The organism is Paenibacillus sp. FSL H7-0331, assembly GCF_001956045.1.
In genome coordinates this window covers 53,601-70,431 of the sequence record NZ_MRTH01000015.1, presented here as the reverse complement: position 1 = coordinate 70,431, position 16,831 = coordinate 53,601, and the positions used below count along the sequence as shown (strand labels likewise).

Genomic DNA, 16,831 nt, shown 5'->3' with positions numbered 1-16,831 from the left:
TTAATCATGAGAAAACTATTTCAAAGGAGCAGTGGATATGTCGGAAAATACGAAGGTTCATCTTATTGGTAATGCCCATCTCGACCCGGTTTGGTTATGGCAGTGGCAGGAGGGTTATGCGGAAATCAAGGCAACGTTCCGCTCTGCCCTGGATCGCTTGAACGAATTTCCCGAGTTTGTGTTTACGTGCGCTTGCGCCGCCTACTATCAATGGGTAGAGGAAAATGCTCCTGATATGTTTGCAGAAATCCGTGAGCGGATTGCCGAAGGGCGTTGGGTCATAACCGGGGGATGGTGGATCCAGCCGGATTGCAACTTGCCGTCAGGTGAATCCTTTGCGCGTCACAGCTTGTATGGACAGCGCTACTTCCAGGAAAAATTCGGGATCATGGCGACCGTTGGCTATAACGTCGATTCGTTTGGTCATCACGGGATGATGCCGCAAATTTTAAAGCAAAGCGGTATGGACTATTACTTGTTTATGCGTCCTGAAGAGCACGAGAAGCATCTGGAAAATGACTTGTTTTGGTGGGAGTCCGAAGATGGCAGCCGCGTGATGACCTTCCGTTTGTCAGACAGCTATGCCAATTTCACGAAGCATGGCAAGGATGCCAAAATTCTCAAGCATCAGCGGCTTGCCAAAGAAAAAGGTCACGACTACATGTCATTCTATGGAGTGGGCAACCATGGTGGCGGACCGACGGTAGCTAACCTGCAGCTGATCGATGAAATTCGTGAGGAGCATGGCCGGGAACAGATTATTTTAAGTTCGCCGAATCAGTTTTTTACCGATATGATCACGGAAAATCCGGCGATTCCTGTTGTCAAGGATGAAATGCAGCGTCATGCTATTGGCTGTTACTCTGCCCATTCCGAGTCTAAAGCGAACAATCGTCGTGCTGAGCATCGATTACTGAGCGCTGAGAAATTCTCTTCTTTTGCCAATGTGTTGTTGGGGCTTCCTTATCCGAAGGCACCACTCAACCTGGCTTGGGAAAACGTCATGTTTAATCAGTTCCATGATATTATGGGCGGCTGCAGCATCAAGGAAGCCTTTGACGATGTGAGAGAGTTTCACGGAGAAGCATTGGCTATTGGCGCGAGAACACTGAACGCGGCTTTGCAAAAAATATCGTGGGCGATCAATACGATGAAGCCCGAGGTCAAGTCACTGAGCAAGGATAAGGATTGGCAAACCTGGGAGCAGGATGATTTGGGAGCACCTATCGTTGTGTTTAACCCTTTGTCCTGGGAAGTCGAGACGCTTGTTAAAGTGAACAAGAAGCTAACAAGTGTTACTGACGAAGCGGGTACGCCGATTCCGCTCCAGACTGTACGCGCGTCACGGACAAATGGAAGAGACGACAAGTGGGACTCGTTAATCACGGCTCGTGTTCCTGCGTTTGGCTATCGTGTTTATTGGACTTACCGCGATAAGGACATTCCAGCGGCACCATTAGCGGGAGAGGTTCTTGTGGATAACAATGTCTTGGAAAATGCTCAGATCCGGGTGCAAGTGGATGCTCATACCGGTTACATCAGCAGTATTCTCGACAAGTTGACGAATACCGAGCTGTTGAACGGCAAGGGCGCTGTGCCGATTGTGATCGACGAGCATCACAGCGATACATGGGGCCATCATCTGGTGCAATACCGGGATGAAATCGGCCGCTTTGGCGATGCGCAAATCAAGGTACTGGAGCAAGGTCCACTGCGCGTTACACTTCGTGTGACGAGCTATTATAACAACTCTGTGCTGCGTCAGGATATCAGTCTGGGCCATCATTCATCGGATATACAGGTTCGTGTGCAGCTGGACTGGAGAGAAAAACACAAGATGCTGAAGCTGTCCTTCCCTATTCATGTGGAGCAGCCACAGTCTGTCTCGGAAATTCCTTATGGCTTTATTGAGCGGCCGACGAATGGCAACGAGGTGCCAGGACAGCAATGGGTGGATGTATACGGTCTCGCACCGAATACTGCGGATGGTGAAGAGCAGCAGGTCAGAGGAATAGGGCTGCTGAATGATTCCAAATATGCGTATGACGTGCAGGGAAGCGAGATCCGAATGACGGTTGTCCGCAGTCCGATATTTGCCGATCATTTTAGCGAGCGTGACGATGATCAGGTTGAATATATGGATCAAGGTGTACAGGAATTCGGTTATACACTTGTACCTCACTCCGGCAGCTGGAAGGACGGCAGATTGGTCCAAAAAGCAAATGAGCTTAATGTTCCGCCGCTGCTCATGTGGGAAACTTACCATGAAGGATCGCTTCCGCAAATATCAGAGGGTATTGTCATTTCTGACGCTGCTATTGTGGCAACGACGTTCAAGCGTGCGGAGGATGGCGACGGATGGATCGTTCGCTGCTATGAGACCTTGGGGCAGGAAACCGAATCCGCGTTCAAGCTGCCTGCGCTGCAGCGTGAGTGGAGCGCAGCGTTCCGCAAATGTGAAATCAAGACATTTTTTGTTCCCGACGATGCAGGCTCAGCAGTGAAAGAAGTCAATTTCGTTGAATTGGCTGAAACCGAGTAAAGTGAATAAGCTGAACCAAGTCAAGTGAACGAGCTAACTTTATTGTTGTAAAGGAGCGTATACCGATGAGTGCAGTACTTGATGTAATGTGTGATAAATACCCGGAGCTGGTCGTGTGTCTGCCTGATGTGGAGAAAGCGGCTGAGCTTCTAAAGCAAACGTTCCATGGAGGCGGCAAGCTGCTGCTGTGCGGCAACGGCGGAAGCGCATCCGACAGCGAGCATATTGTAGGCGAATTAATGAAAGGCTTTCGATCCAAGCGATACTTGTCGGACGAAGCACGAAGCTCATTTCTCAAGGAATTCCCCGATGCTGGGGATTTCCTTGCCGATCATTTGCAGGGAGCACTGCCTGCGATATCACTGGTCAGTCATTCGGCCTTGATAACTGCTTATGCCAACGATGTGTCAGCGGAAATGATCTTTGCCCAGCAGGTTTACGGATACGGCAAGCGAGGAGATACACTGCTTGGACTGAGCACCTCCGGCAATTCCGCGAACGTCGCCCGGGCGATCCAGGTCGCTAAGGTTCAAGGTCTTCATACCATCGGTCTTACAGGGAATCAAGGCGGTCAGATGGCGGAGCTTTGCGATGTAACCATTCGGGTGCCATGGGAGCTGACGCCGGATATTCAAGAACGGCATTTGCCGATTTACCATGCCTTGTGCATCATGCTGGAGGAGGAGTTTTTCCCCTCATGAGTATTTTGGCCGGTATCGATATTGGAGGCACCAAATGTGCGGTAAGTCTGGGAGTTATGGGGGATAGGGCTGACCAGCAGATCGAAATTATTGCCAAACGCCGCTTTGCTACTTTATTAGGCGCGGAGGCCAATATCGTTCGATTGTTAAGCGAGCTGGAAGAACTGCTAGCCGAGGCTGGTCAAGCAGATGCTGAACATGGGCAGCTCGAAGCGATAGGCATCAGCTGCGGCGGTCCATTGAACAGCAAAGCGGGACTCATTCTGTCACCGCCGAATTTGCCGGACTGGTCCCGTGTCGATATCGTCACTCCATTTCGCGAGCGCTTCGCCGTGCCTGTCGGCTTGCAAAATGATGCCAACGCGTGTGCATTGGCAGAATGGAAATGGGGTGCTGGTCAGGGCAGTCGCAATATGATCTTTCTCACCTTCGGCACCGGGATGGGAGCCGGTTTGATTCTGGATGGCAGGCTGTATTCGGGAACGTCAGATATGGCTGGAGAAGTTGGACACATGCGTCTCTCCCCAACAGGTCCTGTCGGTTATGGAAAAGCGGGCTCCTTTGAGGGCTTCTGCAGTGGCGGGGGTATTGCTGAGCTAGGGCGCATGGAAGCAGCACGTTTATTTAAGGAAGGAAGGACTCCTTCCTTTTGTGCTGAGCCTGGCGCTATACCTGCGATTACAGCGGAAGCTATCGGTGAGGCGGCGCAGCGCGGGGAAGCGGATGCGGTTGAAATTTTCCAGACGGTAGCTCGTCAATTAGGCCGCGGCTTGGCGATCCTTGTGGATATCCTGAACCCCGAAGTCATCGTGATCGGCAGTATTTACGGCAGACAGCTTCCTTTGTTGGAACGGGTGGTGCAAGAGGAGCTGCAGCGCGAAGCGCTCTCCCATTCGTTGTCCGTGTGCCGGATCCTGCCTGCTGGACTGAAAGAACAGGTCGGTGATTACGCCGGTTTATCCGTAGCGTTGAATCAACTGATAACAGCCAATTAACAGTCACTGCTCAATTAGCAATGAAGCAACATTAATAATAAAGGGTGGGAATACAAAATGGGGAACACGATTACGAATGGCGTATGGCCAACGATGCTCACGCCGTTCACAGAAAATAATCAATTGGATGAGCCTGCCTTGGAGCGGCTGGTGGATTGGTATATCGAGCAGGGCGTACATGGTTTGTTTGCCGTATGCAATTCTAGTGAGATGTTCAAGCTGAGCCTGGACGAACGCGTGAAGGCGACCCGGATTGTCGTCAGACAGGCTTCCGGCCGTGTGCCGGTTATTGCATCCGGACATATCTCAGATTCTATCGAAGACCAGATTGAGGAAATTAAGCAAATATGGGCTGAAGGGATTGAGGCCTTCGTCATGCTGAGCAACCGTTTGGCAGCAGAGCACGAATCCGATGAGGTATGGAAGGCTAACGCGGAGCGTATTTTGCAGGCGGTTCCCGATGTCAAATTCGGGATTTACGAATGCCCTTATCCTTATAAAAGACTGATGAACCCCGCACTGCTGGAGTGGTGCATCTCGACAGGACGTTTCTTGTTCCTTAAGGATACGTGCTGCGATATTGTTGAGATCAAGGCTCGGCTTGAGGTGCTTAAGGGAACCGGACTGAAGCTATTTAATGCTAATTCGGCAACACTGCTGGAATCACTGAAGCTCGGAGCTTCAGGTTTTAGCGGAATTATGGCCAATCATCATCCGAATTTATATGTGTGGTTAACTGAGAATTGGAACACGCAGCCGGAGAAGGCCGAGCAGGTTCAGGACTACGTGGGTCTTGCCTCGGGGGTCGAGGGCCAATATTATCCGGTAGATGCCAAATACAACATCCAGCTGTCAGGCGTTCCGATCACACTGACTACACGTGTCAAGGATGGCGCGGGTCTCCAGCCACATCAGCGTATATTGGTTGAGCAGCTAAAGCGTTATTCAGATCGATTGATGGCTGAGCTGAAGTAAGATTAGTAGATTAGTTATATTTGGCGCTTTCTTTGTGTCTACTTGTCTATAACAAGATCCTCCAAGTAGATACAAAGAAAGAAGCCTAAATTCATGAAGTTAAAGCCAATCGATCGATTATTTACGGCAATATACGATTGCTGATGTCATGAAGCGTGTCGATTTTATTGCAATTCGAATTAATAGCTGACTGTAGGCTCAAGCACACTTAAAGTATTATTGAACGTATTCAGATTTACCATTGCTCCTATAGGGATCGCAGCTTTATATTGACCGTGGGCACTTGCCAGATTCGTCATAAGAGGTTTGCCAAGGGGTACAACAAATTCATTAATCAGATCTTGATATGACTTTCCATAGGCATCTGCACAATCCGTACATTCCCCCATAATAATTCCAACACAATTCGCGAATTTGCCAGCCAACTTTAAATGGTTCAAATACCTGTATATCGTGTTGATGGGTTCATGCGTATCCTCCAGGAATAATATTTTCCCCCTCGTATCGATTTCAAAAGGTGTGCCCAAAGTATCAACCAAGGAAGTCAGATTACCCCCGACTATGGGGCCAACAACGTTACCACCCACCCTGCTCACCAACGGCAATCCTGGCGGATTTTGGATTTCCCTGTATAAAGCTAACGAAGACGTTGCAGAAAAAAATTGGTTGAAACTATACGCAGGCGTATCTGGTTTGAAATCGATAAGCATGAGACTATGGAAAGTAATCAAATTTGAAAATTGGTACAGGGCATTCAGCAAAACGGTTATATCACTATAGCCGGATATAATTTTGGGATGGCTCTGGATGAAACGATAATCAAGATAGGGGATTATTCCGGCAACCCCGACACCCCCTCGGGTGGGTAGGATCATTTTCACCTGATTGTTTTCAAACATTCTCATCAAGTCCAGAGCCCTTTGCTGATCGGTACCCGCTATAAAACCATTTTGGGCATATACATATTGACCCAAAACAACATTAAACCCCATACCTTTAAGAAAATTAATGTTTGCATCTATAACCTCTGCCTCCAATGGACTACCCAAAGTAACAACCCCGATGGTATCGCCATTCTGCAAAATAGCCGGTCGAATTGCCATTCGTACACCTTCCTCCTCAAAATTGCATATGTAACTTCATTTCTTTAATGTATATGGACAAATTCGATGAGCCATAACACAAAAAAGCCTCAAATTTCGAGGCTTTAGCTTTATTATTGATTATTATGAATGGAAATGGGGCATAGTATCATAATCAATGATGCAATCGTCTACGCTTAAATACTATAATATTGTGTCTAATAGATACTATACGGAAACGATTGTTCAAGAGGCAGCGTTCAGCACGCAATACACGACCACCCACAAATAAAAAACCTCTACATGGAAATGCACTGCCAATAATTCGAACAGCTCTAATAATTCGAATACCAGCAATCCGACGGAACTCAATAATTACGACATCATTTCTTATAAGAGACATAACCTTTCACCTCGCTTTCATATATGAAACTACTCATAGTAAATGCAAGTAGAATTCCAATTGGAACTGCTAGTACCCTTCGGGCTTCACAAATCCGCTAGTGGCATTTCTAGTTGTGATGGTTACCTACAGCCCTTGTATTGACTTGAAAAGTTGTATCCTTTCATTGTATGTGCTACAATTTATACCGAACGTTCAGTATAATAAAATGAATGTTCAGATAGGAGTTTCAACATGAGAGAACAACACACGACACACCTACTGGATACCCAATCGGTTGGTCGAGCTTTCCTTCGTTATTTGATCCCTTCCATGCTGGGGATGCTGCTGGTCGCTGTCAACATTGTCGTCGATGGTGTCATGGTAGGAAACAAGCTGGGGTCCACGGCGCTCGCAGGCTTGGGCATTGCAAGTCCTGTATATACGATATTTGTCGCGATGTCACTCTGGATTGGTATCGGGAGTGCAACCTTATATTCACAGGCAATGGGTGCGAAGGAGCATCATAAGGCACAAACTATCTTTTCGTATTCCGTGACGATTATTACCGTAGCAACACTCGTGATAGGCATCACTGCCTTTATGTTTCGTGATCCGCTCATCTATGCGCTTGGTGCTAATGCCGAGACATATCCCTATGCGTCTGCCTATATGAATGTGATGCTGCTGTTCGGATTTGTATTTACTATAGAGAATGCTGTGAGCATCTTTGTCCGTAATGACGGTAATCCTAACCTGTCGATGATGGCGCAGATTACCTTTGCACTGTCTAACATTGTTATCAACTATTTTGTTTTATATGTGTTCGAGCTGGGGGTTGCCAGCGTGGCTATGGGGACGATCATTGCTGCATTTCTTGGTTTAATGGTACTCTTCACCCATTTTCTCAAAAAAACGAATCATCTGAAGCTGCGGCGTTTCAAATGGGATAAGGCACTCCTGATTACAGTTATCATTGTAGGATTTCCAAGCTTTCTGGCTGAGGTCGGTATTTCCGTATTCACGATTTCGCATAATGTTTCGTTGGAAAAGTATGCCGGGACTGACGGGGTCGCTGCATTTTCTATTATGAGCTATATTCACAGCATTATTTTGCTGACCTTCTTGGGAATGGGCTCGGCGATCCAGCCACTGATCAGCTATTATCATGGAGCTCGGCAGGATGAACGGAAGCGGCAAACGATCCGAATTGCTGTCCGCACGGCGCTTGGAGCGGGAGCTGTCCTACTGCTGATTGTACAGCTGGCAACATTGCCGATCGTTGGGATTTTTGGGCACTTTAGCAGTCAGGTCACAGCCCATGCTGTCCATGGGCTCAGGATTTTCGTAATCGCCTATCTGTTTATGGGCATCAATTTTGTGATGATGACTTATTATCAATCAATCGGCAGCATGAGGATGGCAATCTGGATCACTGCAGCGAGGGAAATGATTCTTATGCTGGCTTTTATTACGGTGCTTCCAAGGTTCATGGGGATCACGGGGATCTGGATGGCTGTTCCCTTGTCAGAATGTATTGTACTGATCACGATTGTTATTTATTATAGGAGGCAGGGATCTTTAGGGAAACATTCATTGCGTAAGGCTGGTATCTAAAAAGGAGATGGACCCGATGAATAAAAAACAGCTGCAGAGTGAGCAGACTAAAAAAAAGGTGGCTGAAGCCGCAAGGGCATTATTTGCCCAAAAAGGGTATACAGCCACATCCATTGAGGATATTGTAGCCGCTACGGGAAGCAGCAAAGGGAATATTTATTATCATTTTCATAACAAAGAAGGATTATTCTTATATTTGCTGGACGAATGGGATCGGGATTGGAAGGAGCAATGGGCTGAGAAGGAAAAACTGTACGCAACCGTGGAAGAAAAATTATATGGGTTTGCTGAACATCTCGTCGTGAATGATCTGAACCATCCGCTAACCAAAGCTACGGATGAATTTATATACAGCGAATGGGCAAGAAATGATGTACAGGAAGAGGTAGCCAATTATCTTTCTGACCATGTGCAATTGAACCAAAGGATGCTTCAGCAGGCAATGGACGCGGGTGAACTGAAGCCTGCTGATGCTCGGACACTTGGGTTTATACTGGAGGGATTACTAATGGGGCTTGGCGAAATGTCCAAACGTTCCCCCAACCATGAAGCGACGTTAAACATATATCGTCAAGCCATTCATGTGTTTCTCCATGGCACAGTCGTCCCTAAACCAAGGGCCTAATGCTAATAGAGGGATTAGTATGGAATAAATTGGATGATATCAGATCGCTTCATCATCGTTTTTTATTGGAAAGCTTGGAGAATCTAATGAAAAACGATGAGGGGTCACAGGCCATTGGATACTTCCAAATACGATTGCATTATTATTGGGGGAGGTATTGCGGGCTTACAGGGAGCGATCCAGCTGGGCAGGTATAAGCACCGCGTACTCGTTATAGATAAGGGTGAAGGTCGTTCAAGCCTCTGCAGGAGCTATCACAATATACTCGGTTGGCCGGACGGGGTGTCGGGCAATGAGCTTCGCAGTCTTGGTAAATTGCAGGCGGAACGACTTGGCGTGCAGTTCATACAAGATGAGGTAACTGGCCTTGTAAGATCAGAAGACGAATTTATGATAGAAAGATCAAAGGGCAATCAAAGCTTTGAGGCTAAGACCGTATTGCTTGCAATGGGGTTGAGCGACAGGTTCCCGGCGCTGCCCGGACTTGAGCAATGTCTCGGTTTAACGGTGTATGTATGTCCCGATTGCGACGGTTACGAAGTTAATGGCCGACAAACCATCGTTATGGGTGCCGGCAATGTCGGTGCTGCCATGGCGCTGACGTTGACCTACTGGACCCAAGCTATCACGTATATCAATCATGAGTGGCAGAATAAAACCGTTGATGATGAACATTTGGAGAAGCTGGCTTCACATGGCATCGTCCATATCGACGCAGCGTTGTCAGAGGTGGTAAGAAGTGAATTCAACGGTGATTTTCAGGGTGTTCTTCTGGATGACGGACGTATGATTGCAGGCGAACGGGGCTTTATCGCTTTTGGCGGGAATCATGTTCATTCGGAGCTCGCTCGCCAAGTGGGCATTGAGTGCCTGGAAAATAAGCATATCCTCACGGACCCACGCACCAAGATGACCAACATACCTGGCATATGGGCAGCAGGTGATATCGGTGTGCATGCGGAGCAGCTGACTATAGCCATGGGCGAAGGCTCTCAGGCAGCGATATGGATTCACAAGGAGCTAGTAGGAGCACATAGAGTCACGCCAACTTACAGGCGAGATCTTCAGCTTGAACATCATTGAATACGTCGATTACCGTATATGGATAGAGTAAGCAGAGTTCATTCTGCTCGCTCTATTCATTTTTATTTTCATAACTACTTGATAGGGAAGCCAGCTTCTCTTTTTTCATTATATCAGTCCATGTTCGGTACATTGGCATTCGGCAGACTGAAACGGGAGAACAAGCTCCATATGAGTTCTCTTCGGCTCGTCATGCCGGTTTTCGTGAAAATCGATTTCATATGATCTTGAACCGTATAGGCGGAAATATGCAGAGAGCTGGCGATTTCTTTCGTGGAAAAACCCCGTAATACCGACTCAAGAATTTGTTTCTCTCGTAATGAAAGTCCATGGGCTTCCGCCATAAAGGGCATAATATCCAGTGGCTTCGCCGTTTCGAAGCAAACTGCCAGCAGCATGGAATTAGAGGGTCCGCTTAACCGACTTGCCCGGATAACCAGAAATTGTCCATCTGGTGTATAAAAGCAGACTTTGGACGGATACGCTTGGTCTGGATATGGAGTATGGTTCGATTGGGCGCGAGCACATACCGCTCGAACAGGCCGGGGCAGCGTGGTGCTGTCGATTCGTTCCCATTTGCGAAGCAAGGAAAGCCAATAATCGGCCGCTGCATCAGAGGATAGGGAGGTAAGGCTGTTCGACAAAATCAGGATGCCAGCGTCCATGTGCACCTGCTCCGATTCATGAGTCGTCAGCTTCAGGCTTCTCTTGCGCAGCATCTGAGAAATAGCAGGGACCAGAGAGGAAACGCAGGAACGCTCAGCCTCCCCAAACACAGGTTGATTCTGAGCACGGAATAAAGTCAAATACCCCCAGCATGCGCCATCGCTCACCAAAGCCGCTCGCATTTCATCGCCAAAGCCTGCCGGACTGAGAATGTCGCGGTAGCGGGAGCTCTGCTTCAATTGACCATTCGTAGCCCCACTGAGCGTGGCGGTGGGGTCATCAGCTTGGACCAAGCTGGTGTATTTATTGAAATCTTCGTGCTGGTATTCATTTTCAAACAGCAGGTGATGAATTTTTTCTACACTATGCTCCGTAACAGCCCCCGTTGAGAGCAGTGTCCTCGGATCAACAGTCGTGCAACAAGCCGCATCGAACGGTACGACGCTGCGTAAGAGTTGAATTACCATTTCCCGATAATCCGAACCAGATGCAGGACTCGTTTCCAGTGCAGATATCTCTTTGGTGACGGCTCTTATATGTGTATGAACGCTCATGTCGCTTCTCCTCGTACAAACCGGTATGTGCTTTCTGCGAGAATCCCAGATTTGTGGGATTGTCCTTACCGACTACATCCTTATAATTGAGAATGATTCTTATTGTTATTCTACTATATAAAAAAGGGGATGAAAAGAAACTATGCTGCGTCGTCGTACCCTGCATTTGTTGTTGTTGACTCTGACCGGTCTCATTATTCTTTTAGCTGGTTGCTCCAGAAGTGCGGAAGACGTTAAGGAAACAACGGTCCCGTCGACAAATGTGGAAAATGTCGTCCTGTTATCTCCGAAAGCACCTTCTCTGATTCCAGCATTGTTGGCCGAGAAGAAAGGGAGTCCAGATATGAAGCTGAAGGTGGAAACATGGGATACCATTGAGCAGTTGCTCGCTCGTATCCAGAACGGAAATGTACCATTTGTCGCCGCACCGCTTAATCTTGGGGCCAATATTGCTGCAAAGGGATTGCCGCTGCAGCTGCTTCATGTCAATACGTGGGGTTCCATGTATTTGATTTCCACTTCACCTGATGCACACCGTCTGGCTGATCTGACCAATGAGACGGTATATATTCCCGGACAAAGCGGCCCGCCCGATATTTTAACCCGATTTTTGCTGAGAAAGGAAGGGCTGGATGGAAAGATCAAGCTTGCTTATTCTACCGTTCCAGAAATGATGCAGCAGCTTGCAGCAGGTACCATTAAGTATGCTGTGCTGCCAGAGCCTATGATCAGCGGATTGCGTGTGAAGCTGGATGGCAGGTTATATGAAGTTATCGATTTCCAGAAAGCGTGGCGGGCCCAATTTGGAGAGGATTTACCGCAAACAGGTATTTTCGTGAACCGTGAATGGGCCAAGACACATACCAAGGAAGTAGCGCAATTTCAGATTATGTATCGGGATGCGCTGAATGAGACGGTTCTAAGGCCAGAGGAATCGCTTAAATTGTCTGCTGAAGCATTCGGTGTACCGCAAGCCGTACTATTTGCTGCCATGACCAAGATAAGTTTGGTTTATAAAGATGCCAAGGATGCCAAGCCGGAAGTAGAGCGATATTTTCAAATTTTGCTGCAGGACGCACCGGAATCGATAGGAGGCCGGCTGCCTGATGCGGGTTTTTATTACGGTCTATAACAAATGGCCAGGCTGCTATACCTTTCTTGTTATTCTTGCCATCTGGGTGGTTGTGGCCCGTGTATACCCTGCTGTTATTCTTCCTTCACCACTTGAAACCTTACAGGCGCTGCTCCATATCGCTGGAAATGGACATTTATGGGAGCCATTGTGGCTTTCCTTCGTACGTCTAGCGATTGGTTTCGGGATAGCTTTTGTCATTGGAACTGGACTTGGAATTGCATCAGGCTATAACGATAAAATATACGCATTCGTGCGGCCAGCAGTGACACTGTTACAATCCGTACCTCCCGTGTCATGGATTCTTTTGGCTATACTATGGCTAGGAATAGACGGAGGGGCGCAGATTCTGGTCGTCGTGATTGCCCTTTTTCCAGTGTTTTTCTTTAACTCAGTGGAGGGCATCCAACAAGTACCCATGGATTTGCTTGAAATGGCAAGCGTCTTTCGTGTTCGTCGTATGAAGCGAATCCGGGACATTTATTTGCCGGCCCTGCGGCCTTACTGGTTGGCAGCCCTCACCATCAACATCGGCAGCGGATGGAAGACCATCGTCATGTCGGAGTTAATCAGCGGCCAAACCGGAATAGGCGCAGCAATGAACACCTCACGATTATATTTGAAGACGGATGAAGTGATCGCCTGGACACTACTAGTCGCTCTGTTGGGAATGAGCCTGGAATGGTTAATGCGAACCTACTTCTACGGAAAACATAAGGAAAGAGAGAACAATGAACGCTATGCGGTTTGAACAAGTGACCAAACATTACGGTAATCGAACGATTATGTCGGAGCTATCTCTTGAGCTTAATGAAGGGCAAATTACTTGCATAATGGGCACCTCAGGTATTGGTAAAACGACGCTGCTGCGAATGGCGGCAGGTCTGGAGCTGCCGGATTCCGGAATCATAGAAAGAAGAAGCGATATGCGAATCGGTTATGTATTTCAGGAGCACCGGCTATTGCCATGGAAAACGGTACTGGACAATGTTCGATGGGTGCTCGATGATCAAAAGCATGTGACAAATAATGAGATTGCGATTTGGCTGACAGAAGCGGGAATGGCACATGCGCTGACAAGCTACCCCGATCAGCTCAGCGGTGGGATGAAGCAGAGAGTTTCATTGATCCGGGCATTCGTAACCAATCCGGGTTTGCTTTTGATGGATGAGCCTTTTCAAAGTCTGGACGCCGGAACCCGGCAGGACATGCAGAAGCTGCTGCTGCGACTATGGCACAAGAATAAACCAACCATCCTGCTCATCACCCATGATCTGGATGAGGCTCTTGCTCTTGGATCTCGTATCGTAGTACTTACAGGGGTCGGTTCGCTTGTGATGGACATTTTCCATGCTGCAGCCGATGTTGGAGCTGACACCATGCGGTTTACGGCAGACGATATCGTTAAGCTGCTCAAACTTGTCAATGGACATCAATCAACCTAAGGAATGGAGCGATAACAATGAACAATCCTCAATCAAGAATGAACTGGAATAGCCCGAATGTGAACCGCTATGGAGAGACGATCTCCTTAAAAATACCTGGTTACGAACTACTGCATGATATGACGGATCGCATATTGAACGCGATCAACCATAGTGAAGATGCCGAAGATACCAGCTTGGATGTGCTAATCGTTGGGGCAGGCGGCGGTCATGAGATTGTGACGCTGGGCAGCAAGCATGACAATTGGACATTTACAGGTATCGATCCCTCCGAGCCGATGCTGAAGATCGCGGAATCAAGGATCAATCAGGCGGAGCTTGGGGATCGGGTATCCTTAATAAAAGGAACCGTTGATGAGCTGCCGCTTGAAAAGCGTTATGACGGTGCAACTTGCATGCTGGTCCTGCACTTTGTCAAAGGCATGCAGCACAAGCTGGAGCTGCTTCGCGGTATTTCCGCACGTCTGAAGCCCGGTGCTCCTCTCTTGCTTGCATCGCTGAACGGTGAGCCGCAGACACAACAGTTTGTCACTCAGATGCAAGCCTGGGAAACGCATATGCTGGATAACGGAATTACACTAGAGGAATGGGAGCGATTCGCCGCTTCTATCGGTCAGGAATCAGATCCAATTTCCGCAGAAGACGTGGCAATGTTATTACATGAAGCTGGATTTACTCACACATCACGTTATTTTGGTTCTTATTTAATAGAAGGATATTTTTGCTTCAAATCCGCCGATACGATGGAATAGAGAATACAGCATACGGGGTCAGGAGAATTATTGTGAAAAATCATATGATGGTGGTTGGTGGTTACGGTCAGGTAGGACAAATGATCTGCAGGGATCTGGGTGAGTTATATCCAGGAAAAGTGATTGCGGCAGGAAGAAGCTATGATCGTGCTGAGCAATTCTGCTTAACAACCGAGGGTAAGGTAAAGCCTTACCAGATCAATATCAAGGAAGCCGTTGATCCGGAAATATGGAAGGATATCAAGCTGGTCGTGATGTGTCTGGATCAGATCGATCCTGCATTTGCACGGACTTGTTTCAACAACGGAGTGCATTACGTGGACATTTCTGCTGATGATTCGTTTCTTTCACAGCTGGAACATCTGCATGAGGAAGCCGTAGCAGGTCAAGCAACGGCGGTGCTGAGCATTGGACTCGCGCCGGGGCTGACCAACCTGTTGGCTGCTCACGCCAAACATCTGATGGATCAGACGGATGTCATAGACATATCGATCATGCTGGGATTGGGCGACCAACATGGTAAAGCGGCTATCGAATGGACAGTGGATAACCTGGGCACGGATTTTACTGTGATGCAGGCTGGAAGCAAAGTTGTTGTATCCAGCTTTACGGACGGTAAAATAACGGAATTTGGGTCAGCGTTGGGACATAGAAAGTCTTATCGGTTCAACTTTGCTGATCAGCATGCTCTATCGCGAACACTGGGTGTGCCACTTGTATCCACCCGGCTCTGTTTCGACTCGGCGTCCGTGACCGGCTTGCTGGCGTGGTTAAGAGTAGGCGGAGTGTTCCGTTTATTGAAGTTGCAGCGGATTCGTCATGCTGTCATCCAATTGTTCGGTAAGCTGCGATTTGGAAAAGAGATGTTTGCCGTGAAAATTGATGCGTGGGGAAAAAAAGGTCAAGATGACGTGTTGATAGAATGTCTGGTTCAGGGGATCAAGGAAGCCAATATTACGGCAAAAGTGGCTGCTACTGTAGCAGATAGGGTTTACAGCTCTGTATTGCCGCATGGCGTGTATCATATTGATCAGTTATTTGAATGGGAAAAGCTGCTTCCTTCGCTTCCTCCTGAGGTTATGATTGATATACGAATAAACGACTATAGATAAAATCTCCGTTGTAACATTCTGGAAGAACAACTACACTTTTGATATAAATTGAAAGTGGAGAGAGGTTATCACCATGTCCATTGCGCTGCGGCCCTTGAGGCTGCCGGAGGATTATGCAGAATTAGCAGAGCTATTAAACACATACTGGTCAGAACCAATCACGGCAGAGAGGCTTGAGGAAGACGATGCCAAGCTTTACGAAGTAGGCCATACCTACATCGATGATAACGGGCTGCTTGCAGGTTATGATCGCGCACGTCAGGTTGCGGTTACAGAGCAGGGCGTGATCGTAGGTTTTGTTTGGGTTTGGCGGGCACCCTGGACAGAGCCCGGCCATCTCAATAACACGCTGATCGTAGCTAAACAGCACCGCAATCAAGGTGTGGGGCAGCTTCTCCTGCGCCATGTGACAAATTGGGGAATCCAGCTTGGAGCTAGCCTACTTGTAATGGAGATTTGGGATGACAGTCCGGAATCGCTTCAATTTGCTGAACGTAGAGGGTTTATAGTCGAACGTCATTCTTTTCAGTCCGTGCTTGATATGGAGAAGGTCGACTTGGAGCGTATGAATGACCATGATCTTTTCCGTGCACTGGAGTGTGAAGGGGTGCGGTTCTCTACTTTAGCCCATGAGGCTGAAGAGGGGAGCGAGCAGAGGCTGTACGAGCTCTACAAGGAGACACTTCAGGATATACCGGGGTATACAGGTGAGGTCCCAGCCATTGATGAATGGCGTAAGTGGTACTTGAAGGTCGATGGCTATGCACCGGAACAAGTCATTATTGCGATAAAAGGTAATAAATATGTGGGTGTATCCAATGTATTGCACAATCAGCTGACCAACGGAATGTATCATGAGTATACCGGTGTGAGTAGAGCTTACCGTGGTCGTAAAATCGCGCTAGGACTGAAAATAAAAGCGATAGAGCTTGCCAAACAGCGTAATGCCGCTTATATCCGTACGGACAATGACTCCACGAACGAGCCCATTCTTCGAATTAATCGGCGTTTAGGGTACGCGCCATTGCGAGGCAAAAATCGGATAATTGCCAAGCTGCAGGATGTATGGAATCATGTCCAGGGTGGACAAGGATGAGAATCCGCCATACAATGCGAGAGGTCCAAACTCTTTAGAAATAGATATGTATAACGAAATAAATTGTAAGCC

At 47.8% G+C, this 16,831-nt stretch carries 15 protein-coding genes; 13 read left to right on the top strand and 2 right to left on the bottom strand.

Translation table 11 applies throughout. From position 1 onward, the window contains the following. Nucleotides 1-37: 37 nt before the first annotated feature. The 4 genes from BK127_RS21970 (at nucleotide 38) to BK127_RS21955 (ending at nucleotide 5,213) form a co-directional block, all read left to right on the top strand. Entirely contained in the window at nucleotides 38-2,542 is a 2,505-nt protein-coding gene (locus BK127_RS21970) for an alpha-mannosidase (protein WP_076233667.1), read from the top strand. Nucleotides 2,543-2,607: 65 nt separating this feature from the next. Further along, nucleotides 2,608-3,243 carry a D-sedoheptulose-7-phosphate isomerase gene (locus BK127_RS21965; RefSeq protein ID WP_076233666.1) on the top strand — a complete coding sequence of 212 codons (636 nt, stop codon included), beginning with the start codon at nucleotides 2,608-2,610 and terminating at the stop codon, nucleotides 3,241-3,243. Further along, a complete protein-coding gene (locus BK127_RS21960; RefSeq protein WP_076233665.1) occupies nucleotides 3,240-4,238 on the top strand; it encodes an ROK family protein in 999 nt (332 codons plus the stop codon). Before BK127_RS21965 ends, BK127_RS21960 begins: the two co-directional genes overlap by 4 nt. 57 nt (nucleotides 4,239-4,295) lie before the next feature. Beyond that, the gene (locus tag BK127_RS21955) at nucleotides 4,296-5,213 is read left to right on the top strand and encodes a dihydrodipicolinate synthase family protein (RefSeq protein ID WP_076233664.1); all 918 of its coding nucleotides are present in this window, start codon (nucleotides 4,296-4,298) and stop codon (nucleotides 5,211-5,213) included. 179 nt (nucleotides 5,214-5,392) lie between these two features. Here the strand turns inward: BK127_RS21955 and BK127_RS21950 are convergent, their stop codons facing one another. Further along, complete coding sequence (locus BK127_RS21950; protein ID WP_076233663.1) at nucleotides 5,393-6,316, bottom strand: S66 peptidase family protein; 924 nt, start codon at nucleotides 6,314-6,316, stop codon at nucleotides 5,393-5,395. Nucleotides 6,317-6,932: 616 nt separating this feature from the next. Here BK127_RS21950 and BK127_RS21945 point away from each other — a divergent pair. From BK127_RS21945 to BK127_RS21935, 3 genes are all read left to right on the top strand, one after another. After that, nucleotides 6,933-8,294 (top strand): MATE family efflux transporter, encoded by a 1,362-nt coding sequence (locus tag BK127_RS21945; protein WP_076233662.1) that lies wholly within the window; start codon nucleotides 6,933-6,935, stop codon nucleotides 8,292-8,294. Between the two features lie 16 nt (nucleotides 8,295-8,310). Beyond that, nucleotides 8,311-8,919 carry a TetR/AcrR family transcriptional regulator gene (locus BK127_RS21940; RefSeq protein WP_076233661.1) on the top strand — a complete coding sequence of 203 codons (609 nt, stop codon included), beginning with the start codon at nucleotides 8,311-8,313 and terminating at the stop codon, nucleotides 8,917-8,919. A 114-nt stretch (nucleotides 8,920-9,033) separates the two neighbouring features. Beyond that, on the top strand, nucleotides 9,034-10,002 hold the full coding sequence (locus tag BK127_RS21935) for an NAD(P)/FAD-dependent oxidoreductase (protein ID WP_256711402.1): 969 nt from the start codon (nucleotides 9,034-9,036) through the stop codon (nucleotides 10,000-10,002). Nucleotides 10,003-10,115: 113 nt separating this feature from the next. On the opposite strand, the gene BK127_RS21930 is transcribed toward BK127_RS21935, so the two are convergent. Continuing rightward, the gene (locus BK127_RS21930) at nucleotides 10,116-11,222 is read right to left on the bottom strand and encodes a helix-turn-helix transcriptional regulator (RefSeq protein WP_076233659.1); all 1,107 of its coding nucleotides are present in this window, start codon (nucleotides 11,220-11,222) and stop codon (nucleotides 10,116-10,118) included. Nucleotides 11,223-11,364: 142 nt separating this feature from the next. Between BK127_RS21930 and BK127_RS21925 the strand changes: the two genes are divergently transcribed. The 6 genes from BK127_RS21925 to BK127_RS21900 all read left to right on the top strand — a co-directional run bounded on the left by BK127_RS21925 (nucleotide 11,365) and on the right by BK127_RS21900 (nucleotide 16,759). Next, nucleotides 11,365-12,354, top strand: a complete 990-nt coding sequence (locus tag BK127_RS21925) for an ABC transporter substrate-binding protein (protein ID WP_076233658.1) — start codon at nucleotides 11,365-11,367, stop codon at nucleotides 12,352-12,354. After that, the gene (locus tag BK127_RS21920) at nucleotides 12,329-13,105 is read left to right on the top strand and encodes an ABC transporter permease (protein ID WP_076233657.1); all 777 of its coding nucleotides are present in this window, start codon (nucleotides 12,329-12,331) and stop codon (nucleotides 13,103-13,105) included. Before BK127_RS21925 ends, BK127_RS21920 begins: the two co-directional genes overlap by 26 nt. Further along, nucleotides 13,086-13,799 carry an ABC transporter ATP-binding protein gene (locus BK127_RS21915; protein WP_076233656.1) on the top strand — a complete coding sequence of 238 codons (714 nt, stop codon included), beginning with the start codon at nucleotides 13,086-13,088 and terminating at the stop codon, nucleotides 13,797-13,799. Before BK127_RS21920 ends, BK127_RS21915 begins: the two co-directional genes overlap by 20 nt. A gap of 17 nt (nucleotides 13,800-13,816) precedes the next feature. Continuing rightward, the gene (locus tag BK127_RS21910) at nucleotides 13,817-14,551 is read left to right on the top strand and encodes a class I SAM-dependent methyltransferase (protein WP_083689471.1); all 735 of its coding nucleotides are present in this window, start codon (nucleotides 13,817-13,819) and stop codon (nucleotides 14,549-14,551) included. A gap of 32 nt (nucleotides 14,552-14,583) precedes the next feature. Beyond that, nucleotides 14,584-15,663: a saccharopine dehydrogenase family protein gene (locus BK127_RS21905; RefSeq protein WP_305954318.1), complete on the top strand. Its 1,080-nt coding sequence runs from the start codon at nucleotides 14,584-14,586 to the stop codon at nucleotides 15,661-15,663. Between the two features lie 73 nt (nucleotides 15,664-15,736). Beyond that, entirely contained in the window at nucleotides 15,737-16,759 is a 1,023-nt protein-coding gene (locus tag BK127_RS21900) for a GNAT family N-acetyltransferase (RefSeq protein ID WP_076233655.1), read from the top strand. Nucleotides 16,760-16,831 lie beyond the last annotated feature (72 nt).

Excerpts from the sequence above, each read along its gene's own strand:
- BK127_RS21925 (WP_076233658.1), top strand. The coding sequence starts at position 11,365 with ATGCTGCGTCGTCGTACCCTGCATTTGTTGTTGTTGACTCTGACCGGT.
- BK127_RS21940 (WP_076233661.1), top strand. The coding sequence starts at position 8,311 with ATGAATAAAAAACAGCTGCAGAGTGAGCAGACTAAAAAAAAGGTGGCT.
- BK127_RS21920 (WP_076233657.1), top strand. The coding sequence starts at position 12,329 with ATGCGGGTTTTTATTACGGTCTATAACAAATGGCCAGGCTGCTATACC.
- BK127_RS21970 (WP_076233667.1), top strand. The coding sequence starts at position 38 with ATGTCGGAAAATACGAAGGTTCATCTTATTGGTAATGCCCATCTCGAC.
- BK127_RS21965 (WP_076233666.1), top strand. The coding sequence starts at position 2,608 with ATGAGTGCAGTACTTGATGTAATGTGTGATAAATACCCGGAGCTGGTC.
- BK127_RS21955 (WP_076233664.1), top strand. The coding sequence starts at position 4,296 with ATGGGGAACACGATTACGAATGGCGTATGGCCAACGATGCTCACGCCG.
- BK127_RS21910 (WP_083689471.1), top strand. The coding sequence starts at position 13,817 with ATGAACAATCCTCAATCAAGAATGAACTGGAATAGCCCGAATGTGAAC.
- BK127_RS21960 (WP_076233665.1), top strand. The coding sequence starts at position 3,240 with ATGAGTATTTTGGCCGGTATCGATATTGGAGGCACCAAATGTGCGGTA.
- BK127_RS21915 (WP_076233656.1), top strand. The coding sequence starts at position 13,086 with ATGAACGCTATGCGGTTTGAACAAGTGACCAAACATTACGGTAATCGA.
- BK127_RS21900 (WP_076233655.1), top strand. The coding sequence starts at position 15,737 with ATGTCCATTGCGCTGCGGCCCTTGAGGCTGCCGGAGGATTATGCAGAA.
- BK127_RS21950 (WP_076233663.1), bottom strand. The coding sequence starts at position 6,316 with ATGGCAATTCGACCGGCTATTTTGCAGAATGGCGATACCATCGGGGTT.
- BK127_RS21945 (WP_076233662.1), top strand. The coding sequence starts at position 6,933 with ATGAGAGAACAACACACGACACACCTACTGGATACCCAATCGGTTGGT.
- BK127_RS21930 (WP_076233659.1), bottom strand. The coding sequence starts at position 11,222 with ATGAGCGTTCATACACATATAAGAGCCGTCACCAAAGAGATATCTGCA.